Source organism: Streptomyces sp. NPDC058198, from assembly GCF_042882605.1.
Classification (GTDB): domain Bacteria; phylum Actinomycetota; class Actinomycetes; order Streptomycetales; family Streptomycetaceae; genus Streptomyces.
Genome location: NZ_JBHVVP010000001.1, coordinates 312,871 through 329,692 on the forward strand (window position 1 = coordinate 312,871; position 16,822 = coordinate 329,692).

The window sequence follows — 16,822 nt, forward strand, 5'->3', positions numbered from 1 at the left end:
GCGCCGACGGCACGCCGTAGCGTCGCGGTGAGTGGTGGGGGGCGGACGCCGGGGACGGCTCGGCGGGCAGGCTTCTACGGTGCTACCGGAGGGAGCGGGCCGCGGGAGAACTCCACGGGCGGCCGGAGAACGGGCCGGGCGTGCGGCGAAGGGGGTGCTAGCCGTGACCGTGCAGAGCGCGGCAGCCGGCTTCCGGTGCGGATACCGGGCCCGCGACGAGGGCGCCCGCGGCGGCCGAGCACAGCGCGCAGGGGGCCTGTCGCAGGCACTCCCTCACAGCACGTGTACAACCCATGAGTGGAGTGTACGGCCGGTGGGGCGCTCCCGGGCGCGGCGAAGGGCGGGCCGCGCGGTGCGGCCCGCCCTTGAAGGGGTGGGAACGGCTGTCGTCAGACTCCCTGGCCGGAACCGGAGCCCGAGCCCGCGGCCGCCTTGATGCCCTTGGTGATCTCGTCCATGACGGACAGTTCGGGCGCCTTGTCGTTGATGTCGAACCCGGAGCGCACGACGACGAGCAGCTCCGGGGAGGAGGGCGAGGGGAAGGCGAGCGACTGCACGTAGCCGTCGTCGCCCTTGCTCGTGACGACCTTCCACCGCACCAGATAGCCCTTCTGGCCGGCGACGGTGACCGCCTCGGACTTCAGCTGCTGGTGCGAGGAGATGTCACCGTAGATCGCGCCGCCGTAGGACTCCTTGGCGTTGGTCTCGATGTCCTTCTCGGCGGACGCCTTGGCCGTGGTGGCCTCGATCTTCAGCGCGACGGCGGGAGCGGAGAACACCCCGCCCCGGACACAGGTCTCGGACGAATCCCCGGGACAGGAATATTTCCCGGTCGTCACCCCGGCGCCGATGGGCCCGGACTCGCCGGTCCAGCCGTCCGGTACGGGAATGGCGATGCCGCTGGCCGCGTCGGTGGCGTAGCCGTCCTCGGTCTGTGGCTGCCGGGGCGCGCCGCTCTCCCCGCCGCCGGGGCCGCCCCGCTCCCGCTGCTCGTCGGGGGCCGGGCTCTGCTGTCCTGGCCGCGAGGGGGCCTCGGACACACCGGGGCGGCTCGCCGTGCCGCCGCTTCCGCCGTCGCGCCCGAGCAGATAGAAGCCGCCCGCGATGGCCGCCACCACGACCAGGGCGGTGGCGCCGACGGCGATCCGCCGTCCGCGGTTCCGTGGCCCGGGCGGTGGCGTCCCGGGGTAGGGCGGCGCGGTCGGCGGGCCCCACGCCGCGGGAGAGGTGGCGCGGACTTCATCGGTCCAGGCGGACCCGTCCCACCACCGTTCCGGGCGGGGACCGTCACCTGTGTGCCCTGGATCGGGATACCAGCCGGGCGGAGTCGTATACGTCACGGCTCTCACTCTAAGCACACTGTCTGAAAAGCTGGTGAGAGGCCCATGAGAATCCACGGCGCGGGCCGGCCGGGCCCGCGCGGCGGGCGCCTGTTCTGTGGGGTCCGTAGGTCCGTACGTTCGCACGTCCGTCCGGGCATGGCCTACGAGGCCGCGTCCGGCACGATGCCCCGTACGGCTCCGAGGGAAACCAGGTCCTGCGGGCGCAGCCGGAGCTGGCCGGCCGTCGAACGGGCTTCGTCCGGGGGGCGCTTGAGGATGGCGGCGGCCAGCTCGGGTGCGATGACGGAGAAGTAACTGTCGCTCGTGGCCCAGGTGTTGCCGGGCGCCGACAGCGCCAGCGCCCCACCGGAACCGCCCTCGCCGATCAGCAGCGTGGTGAGGGGCACCCGGGCGGTGGCCACGGCCGCGAAGAGGTCGGCGATGGCGCTGCCCGCTCCCGCGCGTTCGGCCTCGGCGTCGCTCGCTGCGCCGGGGGTGTCGACGAGGGTCAGCACGGGGATGCCCAGCCGGTCGGCGAGGCGGATCAGCCGGGACGCCGTGCGGTAACCCGCCGGGAGGGTGGCGGTGCCGCGCTGGGCCGCGTACGCGATCGTACGGCCCTCACGCAGCCCGAAGCCGCACAGCATCCCGGGGTCCGTGCCACCGCAGCGGTCGCCGCCGATGGCCTCGCGCCGGGTGAAGTACGTGTCCAGATAGGACTCGGCGCGCGGGCGGCGCGGGGAACGGGCCCGGAGCACCGCGTCCCAGCCGGTGGCGGGGAGCCCGCCGCGGCCGAGGCCGTCGGGGGGCGGCGCGGCGGCCCCGGCGTCCCGTACCCCTCCGGTGAGCAGCGTCAGCCATCGGTCGACGGCGGCGCGCAGCTCCTCCTGGCGTACCACCGCGTCGATATGGCCCGCGGCCAACTGCGCCTCCGCCGTGTAGGCGTACGGATCGGCGTCCGCGGGGCGCACCCGCGAGCCCGCGAAGCCGATCTGGGCGCCCGGCAGGGCCAGTACGACATCCGCGCCCGCGCCCAGGGTCGCCCAGCCGCCGCCCGTCGTCGGGTCACGCACCACGGCCAGCTGGGGCAGGCCGGCCGCGCGGGTCAGCGCGGACTGCCGTGCCACCCGCTGGAGTTGGAGCAGCGCGCGCATGCCTTCCTGCATACGGCTGCCGCCGGTCGCGATCAACGAGACGACGGGCAGGCCCTGCTCGCGGGCCCGGGTGTACGCGGCTTCGAGGCGGTCGCCCGTACGCTCGCCCAGCGATCCCCCGAGGAAACCGAACTCGAAGGAGATCAGCACGGCGTCGGTGGCGCCGACCCGCCCGGTGCCGCACACGACGGACTCGTCCTCACCGGTGCGGTCCCGGGCGCGGGCGCGGGCGGCGTCGTACCCCTCCCAGGCGAGCGGGCCGTCCGGCGCCGATGTGCCCCGGGGCGCGGGCAGTTCGGTGAACGTGCCCGCGTCGGCCACGGCCGCGACGGCCTCGCGCGCGGTCATCCGCTCAGGCATGAAGGGCCCGCTTCATGATCTTGCCCATGTCGTTGCGGGGCAGCGCGTCCAGATAGCGCACCGTGCGCGGCCGCTTGTGCGCGGCGAGCTGCGCCGCCACGTGGTCCGCCAACTCCTCGGCGGACGGCGGGTCCTCGGCGTGTGCCGGGACGATCCAGGCGACGATCCGCTCGCCGAGGTCGGCGTCGGGCTCTCCGGTCACGGCGGCTTCCCGTACCCCTGGATGTTCCAGCAGTACGTTCTCGATCTCGCCCGCGCCGATCTTGTAACCCCCGCTCTTGATCAGATCGGTGGCCTTGCGGCCGACGATGCGTACATAACCGTCGGGGTCGCGGATCGCCATGTCCCCCGTGCGGAACCAGCCGTCGGTGAAGGCCGCCTCGGTCGCGTCGGGCCGGTTCAGATACTCCGTGAAGAGGTTCGGGCCGCGGACCTGGATCTCGCCGACCGTCTCACCGTCGTGCGCCTCGATCGCGCCGCCCGCCTCGTCTACGAGGCGCAGTTCCACACCCCGCAGCGGTACTCCGACCGTCCCGGCGCGCGGTTCGCCGTCGGCGCGCACGCTGGTGTTCATCAGGGTTTCCGTCATGCCGTAGCGCTCGATGACCCGGCGGCCGGTCGCGGCGGCGATCCGCTGATGGTCGTGGACGGGCAGCGCGGCGGACCCGGACACCAGCAGCCGCGCCCCGGCCAGGGCCTTCGCCAGAGCGGGGTCGTCGGAGAGCGCCTCGGCGATGCGGTGGTACATCGTCGGTACGCCGAAGAGCATCGTGGCGCCCGAGGACAGTTCGCGGGCGACGCCCTCGGTGTCGAACCGGCCCAGATGGCGCACGGAGCCGCCGCGGCGCAGCGGGCCGAGGATGCCGAGGATCAGTCCATGGACATGGAAGAGGGGCAGGGCGTGGACGAGTACGTCGTCGGCGGTCCACTGCCAGGCGTCCTCCAGCGCGTCCAGGGTGGCGGCGACGGCGCGGCGCGGCAGGACGGCGCCCTTCGGCGGCCCGGTGGTGCCGGAGGTGTAGACGATCAGCGCGGGAGACTCCGGGGCAGGCTCGGGCCACTCCCCCGTCACTGATCCGGCCGCGGGCCGCGCCGGCGGGCCGTCGGCCACCGCGTCCACGCGCTCCAGCGCGGCCAGCGCCGGCGGGAGCACGACGCCCGGTTCCGCCACGACGAGTGCGGGCTCGCTGTCCGCGACGATATGGGCCAGTTCCCGTTCGCCGCTCTTGGGGTTGACCGGCACGACGGGCACTCCGGCGAGCAGTGCGGCCACGACGCCCACCGCCGTCCCCAGCGTGGGGGTGGCCCAGACCGCGATCCGTCGCGCGCCGGCGATCCGGCCGGTCAGGGCACCGGCCGCGTCGGCCAGTTCGGCGTGGGTGAGGGTCCGGTCACCGAACCGGAGGGCGGGCCGGTCCGAGCGGGCGGCGAGGGCCGGGAAGAGAGGGGACACGCGTCGTTCTCCTTGCTGTCGACGAGTCTGACCGGTCATCCGAAGCCTGGCACCACCAGCACAAGCCAGACGGCGGCGGGTACCACCGCCACCACGATCCCTCCGTACACCATGAGCTGCCGGAAGAAACGCTCACGGTCCACCTCGGGAGCGGCGGCCAGCACGAGGGCGCCATTGGTGGAGAAGGGGCTGACGTCGACGACCGTCGCGGAGATCGCGAGGGCCGTGATCATGCCGATCGCGCCGATCTCGCCCTGGGCGAGGAACGGTACGGCGAGCGGGATGAGCGCGCCCATGATGCCGACGGAGGAGGCGAAGGCGGAGACGATCGCGCCGATGTAGCAGAGCAGTACGGCGGCGAGGAGCGGGATGCCGATGTCGCCGACGGCGTGGCCCGCGTAGTCGATCGTGCCCATCTCCTCCAGGACGCCGACATAGGTGAGGACACCGCAGATCAGCAGCACGGTCGGCCAGGCTATTTCGCCGACCGCCCTGCGGCTGGTCTCCGGCCAGAAGGCGCTGAGCAGTACGGCGAGGGTGACGGAGGAGAGTCCGGCGTCGAGGTCGAAGGCGAGGACGGCGACGACGAGCGCGACCAGGGCGGCGAGGGTGGCGATACGGGCGGGGGTGAGGCGGGAGGCCGCGTGCTCCGGCTCCTGCTGCCCCTTCTCACCGGCCTCACCGGGCTCACCGGCCTTACCCGCGGACCGGTCCTGCTCCAGCCCCGGTTCCTCCTGCTTCCCGGAGAGCTTGAGCCCGCCGAAGAGCACGAAGACGATCCCGGCGATGACGAGGTTGGCCACAAGGGAGGCGAAGAAGAGGGTGAGTTCGCTTCCGGGGAGCTTCTCGCGCTCCACGATGCCGTTGACGATCGAACCGTAGATGCTGATGGGTGAGAACCCGCCGCCCTGGGCGCCGTGCACGACCATGGCGCCCATCAGCAGGGGGCTGATCCCATACCGCGCGGCGAAGCTCAGCGCGATCGGCGCGACGATCGCCACGGCCGCCGGGGAGACGGCGCCGATGGCGGTCAGCGCGGCGGTGATCGCGAACATCACCCAGGGGATCAGCGCGAGCCGGCCGCGGACCAGCCGGATCGCGGCATGGACCAGCCAGTCCGTCGTCCCGTTGGCGCGGGCTATCGCGAACAGATAGGTGACACCGACGAGTACCACGAACAGGTCACCGGGGAAACCGGCGAAAATGCCGGCGGCGTCGAGGCCGGCGACCAGCTCACCGACGGCGAAGGCGGCCGCGAAGGCGAGCGCGCCCATATTGATGGAGCGCGTGGTGGCGATCACGAAGACCACCACCAGAGCGAGGATCGAGATCAGTTCGGCGGACATGGCGGGGGCTCCCGTTCCTGGGTCTCCCTGGTGCAGGGGGAATTGGCCAACTGGCCAACTGGCTGATTGGGCAACTGGCCAAGTGGCTGGACCACATTGACCATCAACCGCGGAGAGCGTCAAGGGATTGCGCAGAAATTGGCTCAGCCACTTGACCGCCCGAGGTAGGCTGAGGGCACAGGGATCGGGAGATATTGGGCAGGGATGGGGGGTCCGGATGTCCGACGCACTACGGCCGATGACCCGGCCACGGCTGTACGAGCAGGTGCTCGACCGGCTGCGCAGCTACGTCGCCGAAGGAGATCTCGGCGCGGGCGACCGGCTGCCGCCCGAGCGGGAGTTGGCCCAGCGGCTCGGGGTCAGCCGCGCCTCGGTCAAGCAGGCGATCGTCGTCCTCGAAGTGCAGGGCCTGGTCGAGGTGCGGCATGGCGGCGGCACGTATCTGGCGAAGGACAGCCTCGATCCGGAGCCGGTCGAACGGCTGGTGGAGCGCAAGCGCCGGCTGCCGGATGTGCTGGAGGCGCGCGAGGCGCTGGAGACCAAGCTCGCCGAACTCGCCGCGGAGCGGCGCACGGAGGAGGATCTCGCGGCGCTGCACGACGCACTCCACCACATGGCCGAGGAGATTGGCGCGGGCGGGCACGGCGTGGAGGGCGACCGGCGCTTCCACGCGGCGGTGACCGCCGCCGCCCACAGCACCCTGCTCGCGGAGTTCATGCGCTCCATCGCCGAGCAGATCACCGAGAGCCGCAATGAATCCCTGCGTCAACCCGGCCGCCCCAAGCGGTCGTTGACCCAGCACCGAGCGATTCTCGAAGCGATCGAAACCCGCCGCGGCAAGGCGGCGGCCGCCGCGATGCGGCGCCATGTGCGGACCGTGGCGAAGGTGCGCCTGCTGGACTGGAACCCGGACGACACACCGTAGGGCACCAACGGAGCCCCGACAGGAGGGAGCCCCGGCTGGTTCGGGGGATCCCAGCCGGGGCCGATCACATGTGATCGCGGCCCGGGGGCGCGGTCCCCCCGCGATCACATATGGATGAACGCTCAACCACAGTCGGCTGTTCCGCCCCCGGGCCACCGCACCGTGTGAACTGCGCCACCGTCAGTTGAAGGCGTCGGGGTCCGGGCCCGTGCGCAGCCCGCGGTCGAGCGTGGCCAGCGCGTCCATGTCCCCGGCCGAGAGCTCGAAGTCGAAGATGTCGATGTTCTCGCGGATGCGCGCGGGGGTGACGGACTTGGGGATCACGACGTTCCCGAGCTGGAGGTGCCAGCGCAGCACCACCTGGGCGGGCGTCTTCTCGTGCCGCCCCGCGATCTCAGTGATCGCCTCCTCTTCGAGCACCGCGCCCTGCGCCAGCGGGCTCCATGCCTCGGTCGCGATGCCGTGCTGGGCATGGAAGTCCCGTAGCTCCGCCTGCTGGAGAGCGGGGTGCAGCTCGATCTGGTTCACGGCCGGGGCCACGCCGGTCTCGTCCAGGACACGCTGGAGATGGGCGGGCTGGAAGTTGGACACGCCGATGGAGCGGGCGCGCCCGTCGGCGAGCAGCTTCTCCATCGCGCGCCAGGTGTCGAGGTAGAGGCCACGCGCGGGAGTGGGCCAGTGGATGAGATACAGGTCCACATGGTCCAGGCCCAGCCGGTCCAGGCTGGCGTCGAAGGCGGCGAGGGCCGACTCGTACCCCTGGTCGTCGTTCCACAGCTTGGTGGTGATGAACAGATCGTCCCGGGACAGGCCCGAGGAGGCGATGGCGCGGCCGACTCCGGTCTCGTTGCGGTACGCCGCGGCCGTGTCGATGCTGCGGTAGCCCGCCTCCAGGGCGGTCAGGACCGCGTCGGTGGACCGCGCGTCGTCGACCTGGAAGACACCGAAGCCGAGCTGCGGGATCGTGACGCCGTTGTTGAGTACGACATGGGGGACGGAAGTCATGGTGTTCCTTTTCTTTGCGGGTGCGCCGGGGGAAGGGGGCGGCGCGGGGAGGACAGGGACACACCGACTACCAACGTAACGACGTCATCCACGACGCGCGCTGTGGCAGGCCGGGGTGCGCGCCTCAGCCGTGGGCCGCGGTGGCCCGGCCCGGCTCGGGAGCGTCCACGGCCTCGGCCGCGACCCCGGCTTCGCCGTCGGCTTGGGCTTCGGCGCCCCGGCGTCCGGTGGCCCGGGTACGGCGCTCCAGGGCGCCGGAGACGACCGCGAGGACGAGTGCGGAGCCGGCCAGTGCGGCGCCCACCCAGTTGGGCGCGGTGTACCCGAGCCCCGCGGCGATGACCATGCCGCCGAGCCAGGCGGCCAGCGCGTTGCCCAGGTTGAAGGCGCCGATGTTGACGGCGGAGGCCAGGGTGGGGGCGGCGGACGCCTGGTCGAGGACCCGCTTCTGCAGCGGCGGTACGGTCGCGAAGCCCAGCGCGCCGATCAGCGCGATCGTGACGGCTGCCGCGACCTTGTGGTGAGCGGTGACGGTGAACAGCGCCAGGACCACGGCGAGAGCGCCGAGGGACACATACAGCATCGGCATCAGACGCCGGTCGGCGAACCTGCCGCCGATGAGATTGCCGCCGACCATGCCGAGGCCGAAGAGCACCAGCAGCCAGGTCACCGAGGAGTCCGCGAAACCGGCGGTCCCGGTCATCATCGGGCTGATGTAGGTGATCGCCGCGAACACACCCCCGAAGCCCAGCACGGTCATCGCCATGGCGAGGAGCACCTGCACATTGCGGAAGGCGGCCAGCTCGTGGCGGAGCCGTACGCCCTCGGGACGGGGCTGCTCCGGTATCAGTTTGGCGATGCCCACAAGGCCCAGGACACCGAGTCCGGCGACGACGAGGAACGTGGCCCGCCAGCCGGCCGACTGGCCGATGAAGGTGCCGAGCGGTACGCCGACGACATTGGCGACCGTCAGACCGGTGAACATCAGGGCGATGGCCCCGGCCTTCTTCTGCGGCGCGACCAGACCGGCGGCGACGACGGAGCCGATACCGAAGAACGCCCCATGGGCGAGCGAGGCGACGACACGCCCGGTGAGCATCACCCCGAAGGTGGGGGCGAGCGCGGAGAGCACATTGCCCGCGACGAACAGCCCCATCAGCAGCATCAGCATGCGCTTGCGGGAGATCCGGGTACCGAGGACGGTCATCACCGGGGCGCCGAGCACCACACCGAGGGCGTAGCCGGTGACCAGCAGCCCGGCGGTGGGGATCCCGACCCCGTACTCGGCGGCGACCTCGGGGAGCAGCCCCATGATCACGAACTCGGTGGTGCCGATACCGAATGCCCCGATGGCCAGCGCGAGGAGCGCGAGTGGCATGGGTAGAACCTTCCCAGGAGATTGCACGTGCGCCTTACGAGCGAACACAATACTTGCAGGCGCCGACTAGTTGCAAGCGCGCCTTATTGCAGGAGCGCGCTATCCGCGCCTGCCCTGGGAGTGCGGGCTCCGGTCAGCCGCTCATGGCGAGAGCCGGGCAGGAACCCTGATCGGGGTTCCTGCCCGGCTCTCACACACAGACCGGCGGTTCTGCCGCATGAGACGGCCGTACGGGTCAGCTCCGCGGATCAGCTCCGCGGCGCCTTCCCGCGCGCGCCGTAGCGGCGCTCGAAGCGCTCCACCCGTCCTGCGGTGTCCACCACGCGGGTGGCTCCGGTGTAGAAGGGGTGGCTCGCGGAGGAGATCTCCACGTCGACGACGGGGTACGTATGGCCGTCCTCCCACTCCACGCTCCGCGCCGAGTCCGCGGTGGAACGTGTCAGGAAGGCGGTTCCCGCGGCGCGGTCCCGGAAGACGACCGGACGGGATTCGGGGTGGATACGAGGCTTCATGCGGGATTCCTTCCTCGGTACGAGGGGGCTGGACGGATGCTCATCGCACGGGCGGGCCGGGTCAGCGCTCCTCGCGGAACATGACGTGCTCGCCGAGCGCGGGGTCGTACTTGCGCAGGTAGAGGCGGTCGGGATCGTTCCGACGGCTCTTGCGCGTCACATACGTGTGGCCGGTGCCGGCCGTGGACCGGAGAGTGACGATCGGGCGGGCATCGCTGCGTGCCATGAAGTCCTCCAGACGCTGTTCCTCGACACCGTCCCCTGGTCGAACTGGGGGTGGATGTCGTTCCCATCAAGTGGTACGTCGGTGTAACGCGACGGCCCCCGGAGGCATTCCCGCCAGGTCAGGGACGCCGGGACAGGGGACACTGGGCTTGGCGGACCACATAGGGTCCGCTCCGGTGACAGAGCGCGGAGAGCGGGAAGTGGGCGGCGGTCATGGGTGAGTTGATCCTGGTACGGCACGGAGAGACCACCTGGTCCCGGTCCGGGCAGCACACCAGTTACACCGACCTTCCGATGACCGAGCGCGGCGAGGGCCAGGCCCGCACCCTCGCGCCCCTGCTCGCCGACCGCACCATCGGGCTCACGCTGGTCAGCCCCATGACGCGCGCGCGGCGTACGGCCGAGCTGGCCGGCCTCGGTGACGCCCGCGTCACCGAGGAACTGCGCGAGTGGGACTACGGCGGCTACGAGGGCATCGCGACCACGGAGATCCACCGCACGCGCGCCGACTGGAACCTGTGGACGGACGGCGTGGTCCCCGGCCCGGACGGCCATCCCGGGGAGAGCCCCGCGGAGGTCGGGCACCGCGCCGACCGGGTACTCGCCGAGGCTCTGGACACCCTGCGCGCGGGTGACGACGATGTCGCCCTGGTCTCGCACTCCCACTTCCTGCGCGTGCTCACCGCGCGCTACCTCGGGCTGGCGCCCGCCGCGGGATCCCTCTTCACGCTCGCCACCGGGACCGTCTCGCGCCTCGGCACGGAGCATGACCGACCGGTCGTCACGGCCTGGAATCTCGCGCTTCCCGAGAGCCTTCTGCGCGCCACGCCGCGGGAGAAGGAAACCGCGGCCTGACCGCGCCGACGGCGACGGGCGCCGGCCCGGGAGCGCGGCCCCTTGCGGAAGTGCCGTCCGGTAAGGATCCAGATGCTGCGCGATGTGCGGCTCGGTCAGGAACGGGGGCGCGCCCGGCAGCGGAGGCAAAGCGCCTGTTTATGAAGTTTGATCATGGGGTACTCGCAGCCAGCACCTTCGACGCCGTAGGAGTCGTCGCCAGGCAGGAGGCACACCATGAGCCAGTCCGGAGGTACGGGGATCGCGACCGTCACCACCAAGGTCCCCGCCAGACTCGACCGTCTTCCCTGGTCACGATGGCATTGGATGATCGTGATCGGCCTGGGAACCGTATGGATCCTCGACGGCCTGGAAGTGACGGTCGTCGGCAATATCGCGAGCCGTCTCTCGGAGGACGGCAGCGGGCTGCCGATCTCGGACACGCAGGTCACCGGCGTGGCCGCCGCGCTCTATGTGGCCGGCTCCTGCTCCGGCGCGCTGTTCTTCGGCTGGCTCACCGACCGGTACGGCCGCAAGAAGCTCTTCCTCATCACGCTCGCGGTCTATCTCGCGGCGACCGCGGCGACGGCCCTGTCCTTCTCGGTCTGGTGGTTCTTCCTCTTCCGCTTCCTGACCGGTTTCGGTATCGGCGGCGAGTACGCGGCCATCAACTCGGCCATCGACGAACTGATCCCCAGTAAGTACCGCGGCCGCGTGGACCTCATCATCAACGGCAGCTTCTGGCTCGGCGCCATGGGTGGCGCGCTGCTGTCGGTCCTGGCCCTCAACACCGACATCTTCCCCAAGGACGTCGGCTGGCGGCTCACCTTCGCCCTGGGCGTGGTCCTGGGGCTGGTCATCCTGCTGGTCCGCCGTCATGTACCGGAGAGCCCGCGGTGGATGTACATCCACGGGCAGGCGGAAGAAGCGGACCGGCTCGTCGCCGGCGCGGAACGGGAGATCGAGGCGGAGACCGGCCGGAAGCTGCCCGAGCCCGCGGGCGCCATCACCATCGAACAGCGGGGCTCCATCGGCTTCATAGAGATCGCCAGGACGCTGTTCCGCGACTACCCCAAGCGCGCGATTCTCGGCTTCTCGCTCTTCGTCGGGCAGGCGTTCCTCTACAACGCCATCACCTTCGGCTTCGGTTCGATCCTGGTGACCTTCTTCGACGTCTCCAGCGGATCGACCGGCTACTTCTTCGCCGCCATCGCGTTCGGCAACTTCCTCGGCCCGCTGCTGCTCGGGCGCCTGTTCGACACGGTGGGCCGCAGGCCCATGATCGCGGGCACCTATATCCTCTCCGGGCTCCTGCTCTTCGTCACCGCGTGGTTCTTCAGCAACGGCTGGCTCACCGCGACGACCATGACCGTGTGCTGGGGCGTGGTCCTCTTCTTCGCCTCGGCCGGTGCCAGCTCCGCGTACCTCACGGTCAGCGAGATCTTCCCGATGGAGACCCGGGCCATGTCGATCGCCTTCTTCTACGCCATCGGTACGGCGGCGGGCGGTATCTCGGGACCGCTGCTGTTCGCGGGTCTGACCGAGAGCGGAGTCGTCGCCGACGCCGTCATCGCGTTCTGCGTCGGCGCGTCGCTGATGGTGCTCGCGGGTCTGGTGGCGGTGTTCTTCGCCGTCGCCGCCGAGGGCAAGTCGCTCGAGGACATCGCCACGCCGCTGTCGGCCCGTGGGGCCAAGGACGGGGACACGGCGGGTTCCTCGGCCCTCTGACCGCACCAGCCGCACCGGCCGGACAACGCGGCGGGCGCCGGTCCGGTGGAAGGGAATTCCACCGGACCGGCGCCCTGTCGTCCATGCCTTCGCAGGCTCGGCGGACGGCTGTGTTACGCGGGGAGGATGTTCTCCGCCTGCGGGCCCTTCTGGCCCTGCGTGACCTCGAAGGTCACCTTCTGACCCTCCTGCAGCTCACGGAAGCCGGACGTCGCGATGTTCGAGTAGTGCGCGAACACGTCGGGGCCACCGCCGTCCTGCGCGATGAAGCCGAAGCCCTTTTCCGAGTTGAACCACTTCACTGTTCCACTGGCCATGTTCAGTCTCCGTTTTAGAGGGACGCGTGGTTCCCGCACGGCGCGGGAACCGGAGGTGATCGCCCTGGTCCGCAGAGACGCTGAACAGCACAAACGCCCGTGACTGCACGTCACGGGCGAGCGGTACTTCGGAACCACGACAGCTGATCAAGACGCTACAGTGCGCGGCGCGATACAGCCACAGAAACCGGCAACTCTTGCGTCTGTGCCGCCCCTCGGGCCGCAATTGTCTCATCATCGCCTGTTCCCATTTTCAGGCAATCTGTTCAGTCGACCCGAACGACGACAATCGTGATATCTCCGCCGCACCGCCCGTGCCCCGCTTCCTACCAGCGGTGATGGATCGAGGCTCGCAGGCGGCGGTCGTAGAGCTCCCGCACTCCGTCGAGAACCGGCTGTTCCAGCGCCGGGAGCGCGGCGGCCGCACCGTTGGCGCGGGCCTGCTCGACGGAGCGGGCGCCGGGGATGACACTGCTGACGCCGGGCTGCTGAATGATCCAGCGCAGCGCGGTGCCGGCCGACGTGGCCCCTTCGGGAGCCAGCCCGGCGAACTCGGCGGCCGCCGCGACGCCCGTCCCGTACTCGATGCCGGAGAACGTCTCGCCCTGGTCGAAGGCCTCGCCGTGCCGGTTGTACGTACGGTGGTCGTCGGCGGCGAAGACCGTGTCCTTGGTGTACTTGCCGGACAGCAGTCCGGAGGCGAGCGGAACCCGCGCGATGACGCCGACGCCCGCCTCACGGGCGGCCGGGAGCACCTCTTCCAACGGCTTCAGCCGGAACGGGTTGAGGATGATCTGCACACTGGCGACGCCGGGACGGGCGATGGCGGCGAGCGCCTCGGCGCAGGTCTCGACACTGACGGCGTAGGCGGCGACCCGCCGCTCCGCGACCAGGGTGTCGAGCGCGTCGAAGACCGCGTCGGAGGTGTAGACGCTCGTGGGCGGGCAGTGCAACTGCACGAGGTCGAGGGTGTCCACACCCAGATTGGCCCGCGAACGGTCGTTCCAGGCCCGGAAGTTGTCCAGGACGTAGTTCTCGGGCAGCTGCTCGGCGCGCCGGCCCATCTTCGTCGCGACGAAGACCCCGGCGTCCGGACGGTCCTTGAGATACCGGCCGATGAGCTGCTCGCTGCGCCCGTCGCCGTACACATCGGCCGTGTCGAAGAACGTGACCCCCGACTCGACCGCCGCGTCCAGGACGGCGAACGCGTCCGATTCGGTCACATCGCCCCAGTCGGCGCCGAGCTGCCATGTCCCCAGTCCTACAACGGAGACTTCTCTTCCTGTCCTGCCCAATACACGCTGCTCCATACGGATCATGCTACGTCCCCCGCCGGGCCCCAATAATTTTGCAGATCCTGCACTTTTGCATACTCTGCAAGATGTGAAAACCGAAGGTGGCGCGCCGGGACTCCGTGAGCGCAAGAAGCAGGCGACGCGTACGGCCCTGGCGGAGGCCGCGGTGCGGCTCGCCGCCGAGCACGGCGCGGAGAACGTCACCGTCGAGGCGATCAGCGAGGCCGCCGGGGTCTCGCCGCGTACGTTCTTCAACTACTTCGACACCCACGACGACGCGTTCGTCATGATCGACCCGGAGATCGGGGAGCGGGTACGGCGCGCGGTGCGCGAGGCACCGGCCGCCCTGTCCCCGCTCGATGTGGTGCGTGAGGCGCTCGCCACCGAACTGGCCGATGTGGAGGAGCGCCAGAAGATCTGGAAGCTGCGGGCCACGGTGCTGAAGCGTTCTCCGCATCTGCTGGTCCGCGGCCTGGGCGCGCACATGGCCCAGGAACTCGACCTCGCCGGCGCCATCGCGGAACGGCTCGGTTCAGGGGGGACGGACGGCCCCGATCCGGTGGCTCTCGAACTCTATCCGCGGCTGCTCGCGGCCGTCGCGGGGACCGCCGTACGGGTCTGTGTCGAGCACTGGTGCGCCCAGGCGCCCGCAGAGGCCTTCCCCGACGTGTTCCAGCGCGTCTTCGCCCATCTCGAGGCCGGACTTCCCGAACCGCCGGCGCCGGCCCGGCCCGTGTCACCGCCGGTGTCACCCTCCGACTGCTGATCCCTTGTTTTCTTTCCTGAGCATCCGAGTCCATGGATTTGAAGAAGGACACCTTGAGTGCAACAGAGGCGCCTGAGCAGGCGCCGACTTCCATGTCCAACCGGCAGATACTGCAGGCCATGTCGGGGCTGATGGCCGGCATGTTCGTCGCCATCCTGGCCGGCACGGTGGTGGCCAACGCGCTGCCCCGCATCATCGCCGACCTCGGCGCCACCCAGTCGTCGTACACCTGGGTCGTCACCTCCGAGCTGCTCGCCATGACGGCGACCGTCCCGCTCTGGGGCAAGCTCTCCGATCTCTACAACAAGAAGCTGCTGCTGCAGCTGTCGCTCGCCATGTTCGTGGTCGGCTCCCTGCTCGCCGGCTTCTCGCAGGGCGTCGGCCTGCTCATCTTCAGCCGTGTCGTCCAGGGCATCGGCGCCGGCGGTCTGACCGCCCTCGCCCAGGTCGTCATGGCCGCGGTCATCCCGCCCCGGCGGCTGGGCAAGTACGCCGGCATCTTCGGCGCCGTCTTCGCCGTCGGTACGGTCGCAGGACCGCTGGTCGGCGGTGTGCTGGTGGACACCTCGTGGCTGGGCTGGCGCTGGTGCTTCTTCATCGGCGTGCCCTTCGCGCTGGCCGCGATCCTGATGCTGCAGCGCACGCTGAAGCTGCCCACGGTCCGCCGTGAGGTGAAGATAGACTTCCTGGGCGCGTTCCTGATCGTCGCGGGCGTCTGCTCGCTGCTCATCTGGACCTCGCTGGCGGGCAATCAGTTCGACTGGGCGTCCTGGCAGACGGCAGCCCTGACCGGTACGGGTGCGGTGCTGCTGGTGGCCGCGGTGTTCGTGGAGGCGCGGGTACCCGAGCCGATCATCCCGCTGACCATCTTCCGTAACCGCACCGTCTCGCTGACCACCATCGCCAGCCTGCTGGTCGGTGTGGCCATGTTCGGCGGCACCGTCTTCCTCTCGCAGTACTTCCAGATCGCGCTGGGCAAGTCCCCGACCATCGCGGGGCTGATGAGCCTGCCGCTGATCCTCGGTCTGCTGGTGTCCTCCACCATCGCCGGCCAGATCATCAGCGCCACCGGCAAGTGGAAGGTCTATCTGGTCGCCGGCGGCGTCATCATGACGGCGGGCCTCGGGCTGCTGGCCACCATCGACACGGACACCGGCTTCGGTCTGCTCAGCGTCTACATGGCCGTCCTCGGCATCGGTGTCGGCCTGCTGATGCAGAACCTGGTCCTCGCGGCGCAGAACGATGTCCCCGCGTCGGAGCTGGGCGCGGCCACCTCCGTCCTGTCGTTCTTCCGCTCCATGGGCGGCACGATCGGGGTGAGCGTGCTGGGCGCGGTGCTGGCCAACAAGGTGACCGCCGAGATCTCCAAGAGCCTGGGCACGGCCGGCCAGGCCGCCTCCGGCGGTTCCGGGGAGACCTCCGTACCGGACATGTCCAAGCTGCCCGAGCCGATGCGGGAGATCGTGGAGAACGCCTACGGGCTGGCCACGGCGGAACTCTTCCTGGTCGCCGCCCCGTTCGCCGCTCTCGCGCTGGTCGCGGTGATCTTCATCAAGGAGAAGCCGCTCAAGACGACGAGCGGTATGGAGCGCCTCATCGAGGAGAGCAAGCAGGCGGAGAGCAAGCAGTCCCAGGAGGACGCCAAGGCGGCGCCGCCCGCCCCGGTGGTCTGACCCGCGTCCGCGCGCACCGCGCGGTACAACGCCGCGTAGCCGGATGGCCCCTGGGATTCCAGGGGCCATCCGCATGAACGGAGTGGCTCAGTGGTCGTCCCAGTGACCGTCGTGCTCGGCGTGCCGGTGGCCTTCGTGCACGTAGTCCACATGGTCCCCGTGGGGCACCGCCACATGACCGCACGCGGCGCCGTGCTGGTGCGCATGACCACTGTGCGGGGCGTGGTCGCGGGGCTCGCACTCGTCCACGTGGTCGTCGTGGACCTGGTGCAGATGGCCGTCGTGCACATAGTCCACATGGCCGTCGTGCGGGACGGCCACATGGCCGCAGCCCTCACCGTGCTGGTGGGTGTGGTTCGGGTGGGGGGCGTGGGCAGTCGTCATGGCTCTCTCCGGTTGTCCCTCGGAGGCCGTCGGCGCCCCGGGCGCGGGGGGCCCCCGCCCGGGTGGGGCCGGCCCCCCGGCGGCCCGGCCCCCCGGCCACGGACAAAGGCAATGCGGCCCGCCGGGAACGCGCACTGCCCCCCCA

General features: G+C 70.6%; 16 protein-coding genes. 5 read left to right on the forward strand and 11 right to left on the reverse strand.

Features of this window, described 5'->3' with window-relative positions; genetic code table 11:
* Positions 1-389: 389 nt before the first annotated feature.
* From ACFVWW_RS01350 to ACFVWW_RS01365, 4 genes are all read right to left on the reverse strand, one after another.
* Complete coding sequence (locus ACFVWW_RS01350; RefSeq protein ID WP_384188496.1) at positions 390-1,340, reverse strand: DUF2510 domain-containing protein; 951 nt, start codon at positions 1,338-1,340, stop codon at positions 390-392.
* 143 nt (positions 1,341-1,483) lie between these two features.
* On the reverse strand, positions 1,484-2,836 hold the full coding sequence (locus tag ACFVWW_RS01355) for a carboxyl transferase domain-containing protein (protein ID WP_386875196.1): 1,353 nt from the start codon (positions 2,834-2,836) through the stop codon (positions 1,484-1,486).
* A complete protein-coding gene (locus ACFVWW_RS01360) occupies positions 2,829-4,289 on the reverse strand; it encodes an acyl-CoA synthetase (protein WP_386875198.1) in 1,461 nt (486 codons plus the stop codon). The genes ACFVWW_RS01355 and ACFVWW_RS01360 overlap by 8 nt, the downstream gene beginning before the upstream one ends.
* Positions 4,290-4,324: 35 nt before the next feature.
* The gene (locus ACFVWW_RS01365) at positions 4,325-5,635 is read right to left on the reverse strand and encodes an SLC13 family permease (RefSeq protein WP_384188490.1); all 1,311 of its coding nucleotides are present in this window, start codon (positions 5,633-5,635) and stop codon (positions 4,325-4,327) included.
* A gap of 217 nt (positions 5,636-5,852) precedes the next feature.
* On the opposite strand from ACFVWW_RS01365, the gene ACFVWW_RS01370 reads away from it, so the two are divergent.
* The gene (locus tag ACFVWW_RS01370) at positions 5,853-6,560 is read left to right on the forward strand and encodes a FadR/GntR family transcriptional regulator (RefSeq protein WP_384188489.1); all 708 of its coding nucleotides are present in this window, start codon (positions 5,853-5,855) and stop codon (positions 6,558-6,560) included.
* 180 nt (positions 6,561-6,740) lie between these two features.
* Here the strand turns inward: ACFVWW_RS01370 and ACFVWW_RS01375 are convergent, their stop codons facing one another.
* The 4 genes from ACFVWW_RS01375 to rpmG all read right to left on the reverse strand — a co-directional run bounded on the left by ACFVWW_RS01375 (position 6,741) and on the right by rpmG (position 9,681).
* On the reverse strand, positions 6,741-7,565 hold the full coding sequence (locus tag ACFVWW_RS01375) for an aldo/keto reductase (RefSeq protein ID WP_384188488.1): 825 nt from the start codon (positions 7,563-7,565) through the stop codon (positions 6,741-6,743).
* Positions 7,566-7,689: 124 nt separating this feature from the next.
* The gene (locus ACFVWW_RS01380; RefSeq protein WP_384188486.1) at positions 7,690-8,943 is read right to left on the reverse strand and encodes an MFS transporter; all 1,254 of its coding nucleotides are present in this window, start codon (positions 8,941-8,943) and stop codon (positions 7,690-7,692) included.
* Positions 8,944-9,191: 248 nt separating this feature from the next.
* Positions 9,192-9,455, reverse strand: coding sequence for a type B 50S ribosomal protein L31 (locus ACFVWW_RS01385; protein WP_384188484.1), 264 nt, complete (start codon positions 9,453-9,455; stop codon positions 9,192-9,194).
* A 61-nt stretch (positions 9,456-9,516) separates the two neighbouring features.
* The gene (rpmG, locus tag ACFVWW_RS01390; RefSeq protein WP_384188483.1) at positions 9,517-9,681 is read right to left on the reverse strand and encodes a 50S ribosomal protein L33; all 165 of its coding nucleotides are present in this window, start codon (positions 9,679-9,681) and stop codon (positions 9,517-9,519) included.
* 212 nt (positions 9,682-9,893) lie between these two features.
* Between rpmG and ACFVWW_RS01395 the strand changes: the two genes are divergently transcribed.
* A complete protein-coding gene (locus ACFVWW_RS01395) occupies positions 9,894-10,535 on the forward strand; it encodes a histidine phosphatase family protein (protein WP_384188482.1) in 642 nt (213 codons plus the stop codon).
* A gap of 216 nt (positions 10,536-10,751) precedes the next feature.
* A complete protein-coding gene (locus tag ACFVWW_RS01400; protein WP_384188481.1) occupies positions 10,752-12,242 on the forward strand; it encodes an MFS transporter in 1,491 nt (496 codons plus the stop codon).
* A gap of 113 nt (positions 12,243-12,355) precedes the next feature.
* Here ACFVWW_RS01400 and ACFVWW_RS01405 read toward each other — a convergent pair whose 3' ends face one another.
* Together ACFVWW_RS01405 and ACFVWW_RS01410 are read right to left on the reverse strand one after the other, a co-directional pair.
* Positions 12,356-12,559 carry a cold-shock protein gene (locus tag ACFVWW_RS01405; protein ID WP_327232769.1) on the reverse strand — a complete coding sequence of 68 codons (204 nt, stop codon included), beginning with the start codon at positions 12,557-12,559 and terminating at the stop codon, positions 12,356-12,358.
* Positions 12,560-12,885: 326 nt separating this feature from the next.
* The gene (locus ACFVWW_RS01410; protein ID WP_386875203.1) at positions 12,886-13,878 is read right to left on the reverse strand and encodes an aldo/keto reductase; all 993 of its coding nucleotides are present in this window, start codon (positions 13,876-13,878) and stop codon (positions 12,886-12,888) included.
* Between the two features lie 46 nt (positions 13,879-13,924).
* Here ACFVWW_RS01410 and ACFVWW_RS01415 point away from each other — a divergent pair, with 46 nt between their 5' ends.
* Together ACFVWW_RS01415 and ACFVWW_RS01420 are read left to right on the forward strand one after the other, a co-directional pair.
* Entirely contained in the window at positions 13,925-14,620 is a 696-nt protein-coding gene (locus ACFVWW_RS01415) for a TetR/AcrR family transcriptional regulator (protein ID WP_384188478.1), read from the forward strand.
* A 92-nt stretch (positions 14,621-14,712) separates the two neighbouring features.
* Entirely contained in the window at positions 14,713-16,293 is a 1,581-nt protein-coding gene (locus tag ACFVWW_RS01420; protein ID WP_386876694.1) for an MDR family MFS transporter, read from the forward strand.
* An 87-nt stretch (positions 16,294-16,380) separates the two neighbouring features.
* Here the strand turns inward: ACFVWW_RS01420 and ACFVWW_RS01425 are convergent, their stop codons facing one another.
* Positions 16,381-16,677, reverse strand: a complete 297-nt coding sequence (locus tag ACFVWW_RS01425) for a hypothetical protein (protein ID WP_384188476.1) — start codon at positions 16,675-16,677, stop codon at positions 16,381-16,383.
* Positions 16,678-16,822: the final 145 nt, after the last annotated feature.

Excerpts from the sequence above, each read along its gene's own strand:
- ACFVWW_RS01400 (WP_384188481.1), top strand. The coding sequence starts at position 10,752 with ATGAGCCAGTCCGGAGGTACGGGGATCGCGACCGTCACCACCAAGGTC.
- ACFVWW_RS01355 (WP_386875196.1), bottom strand. The coding sequence starts at position 2,836 with ATGCCTGAGCGGATGACCGCGCGCGAGGCCGTCGCGGCCGTGGCCGAC.
- ACFVWW_RS01425 (WP_384188476.1), bottom strand. The coding sequence starts at position 16,677 with ATGACGACTGCCCACGCCCCCCACCCGAACCACACCCACCAGCACGGT.
- ACFVWW_RS01395 (WP_384188482.1), top strand. The coding sequence starts at position 9,894 with ATGGGTGAGTTGATCCTGGTACGGCACGGAGAGACCACCTGGTCCCGG.
- ACFVWW_RS01410 (WP_386875203.1), bottom strand. The coding sequence starts at position 13,878 with ATGATCCGTATGGAGCAGCGTGTATTGGGCAGGACAGGAAGAGAAGTC.
- ACFVWW_RS01385 (WP_384188484.1), bottom strand. The coding sequence starts at position 9,455 with ATGAAGCCTCGTATCCACCCCGAATCCCGTCCGGTCGTCTTCCGGGAC.
- ACFVWW_RS01370 (WP_384188489.1), top strand. The coding sequence starts at position 5,853 with ATGTCCGACGCACTACGGCCGATGACCCGGCCACGGCTGTACGAGCAG.
- ACFVWW_RS01405 (WP_327232769.1), bottom strand. The coding sequence starts at position 12,559 with ATGGCCAGTGGAACAGTGAAGTGGTTCAACTCGGAAAAGGGCTTCGGC.
- ACFVWW_RS01420 (WP_386876694.1), top strand. The coding sequence starts at position 14,713 with ATGTCCAACCGGCAGATACTGCAGGCCATGTCGGGGCTGATGGCCGGC.
- ACFVWW_RS01365 (WP_384188490.1), bottom strand. The coding sequence starts at position 5,635 with ATGTCCGCCGAACTGATCTCGATCCTCGCTCTGGTGGTGGTCTTCGTG.
- ACFVWW_RS01375 (WP_384188488.1), bottom strand. The coding sequence starts at position 7,565 with ATGACTTCCGTCCCCCATGTCGTACTCAACAACGGCGTCACGATCCCG.
- ACFVWW_RS01380 (WP_384188486.1), bottom strand. The coding sequence starts at position 8,943 with ATGCCACTCGCGCTCCTCGCGCTGGCCATCGGGGCATTCGGTATCGGC.
- rpmG (WP_384188483.1), bottom strand. The coding sequence starts at position 9,681 with ATGGCACGCAGCGATGCCCGCCCGATCGTCACTCTCCGGTCCACGGCC.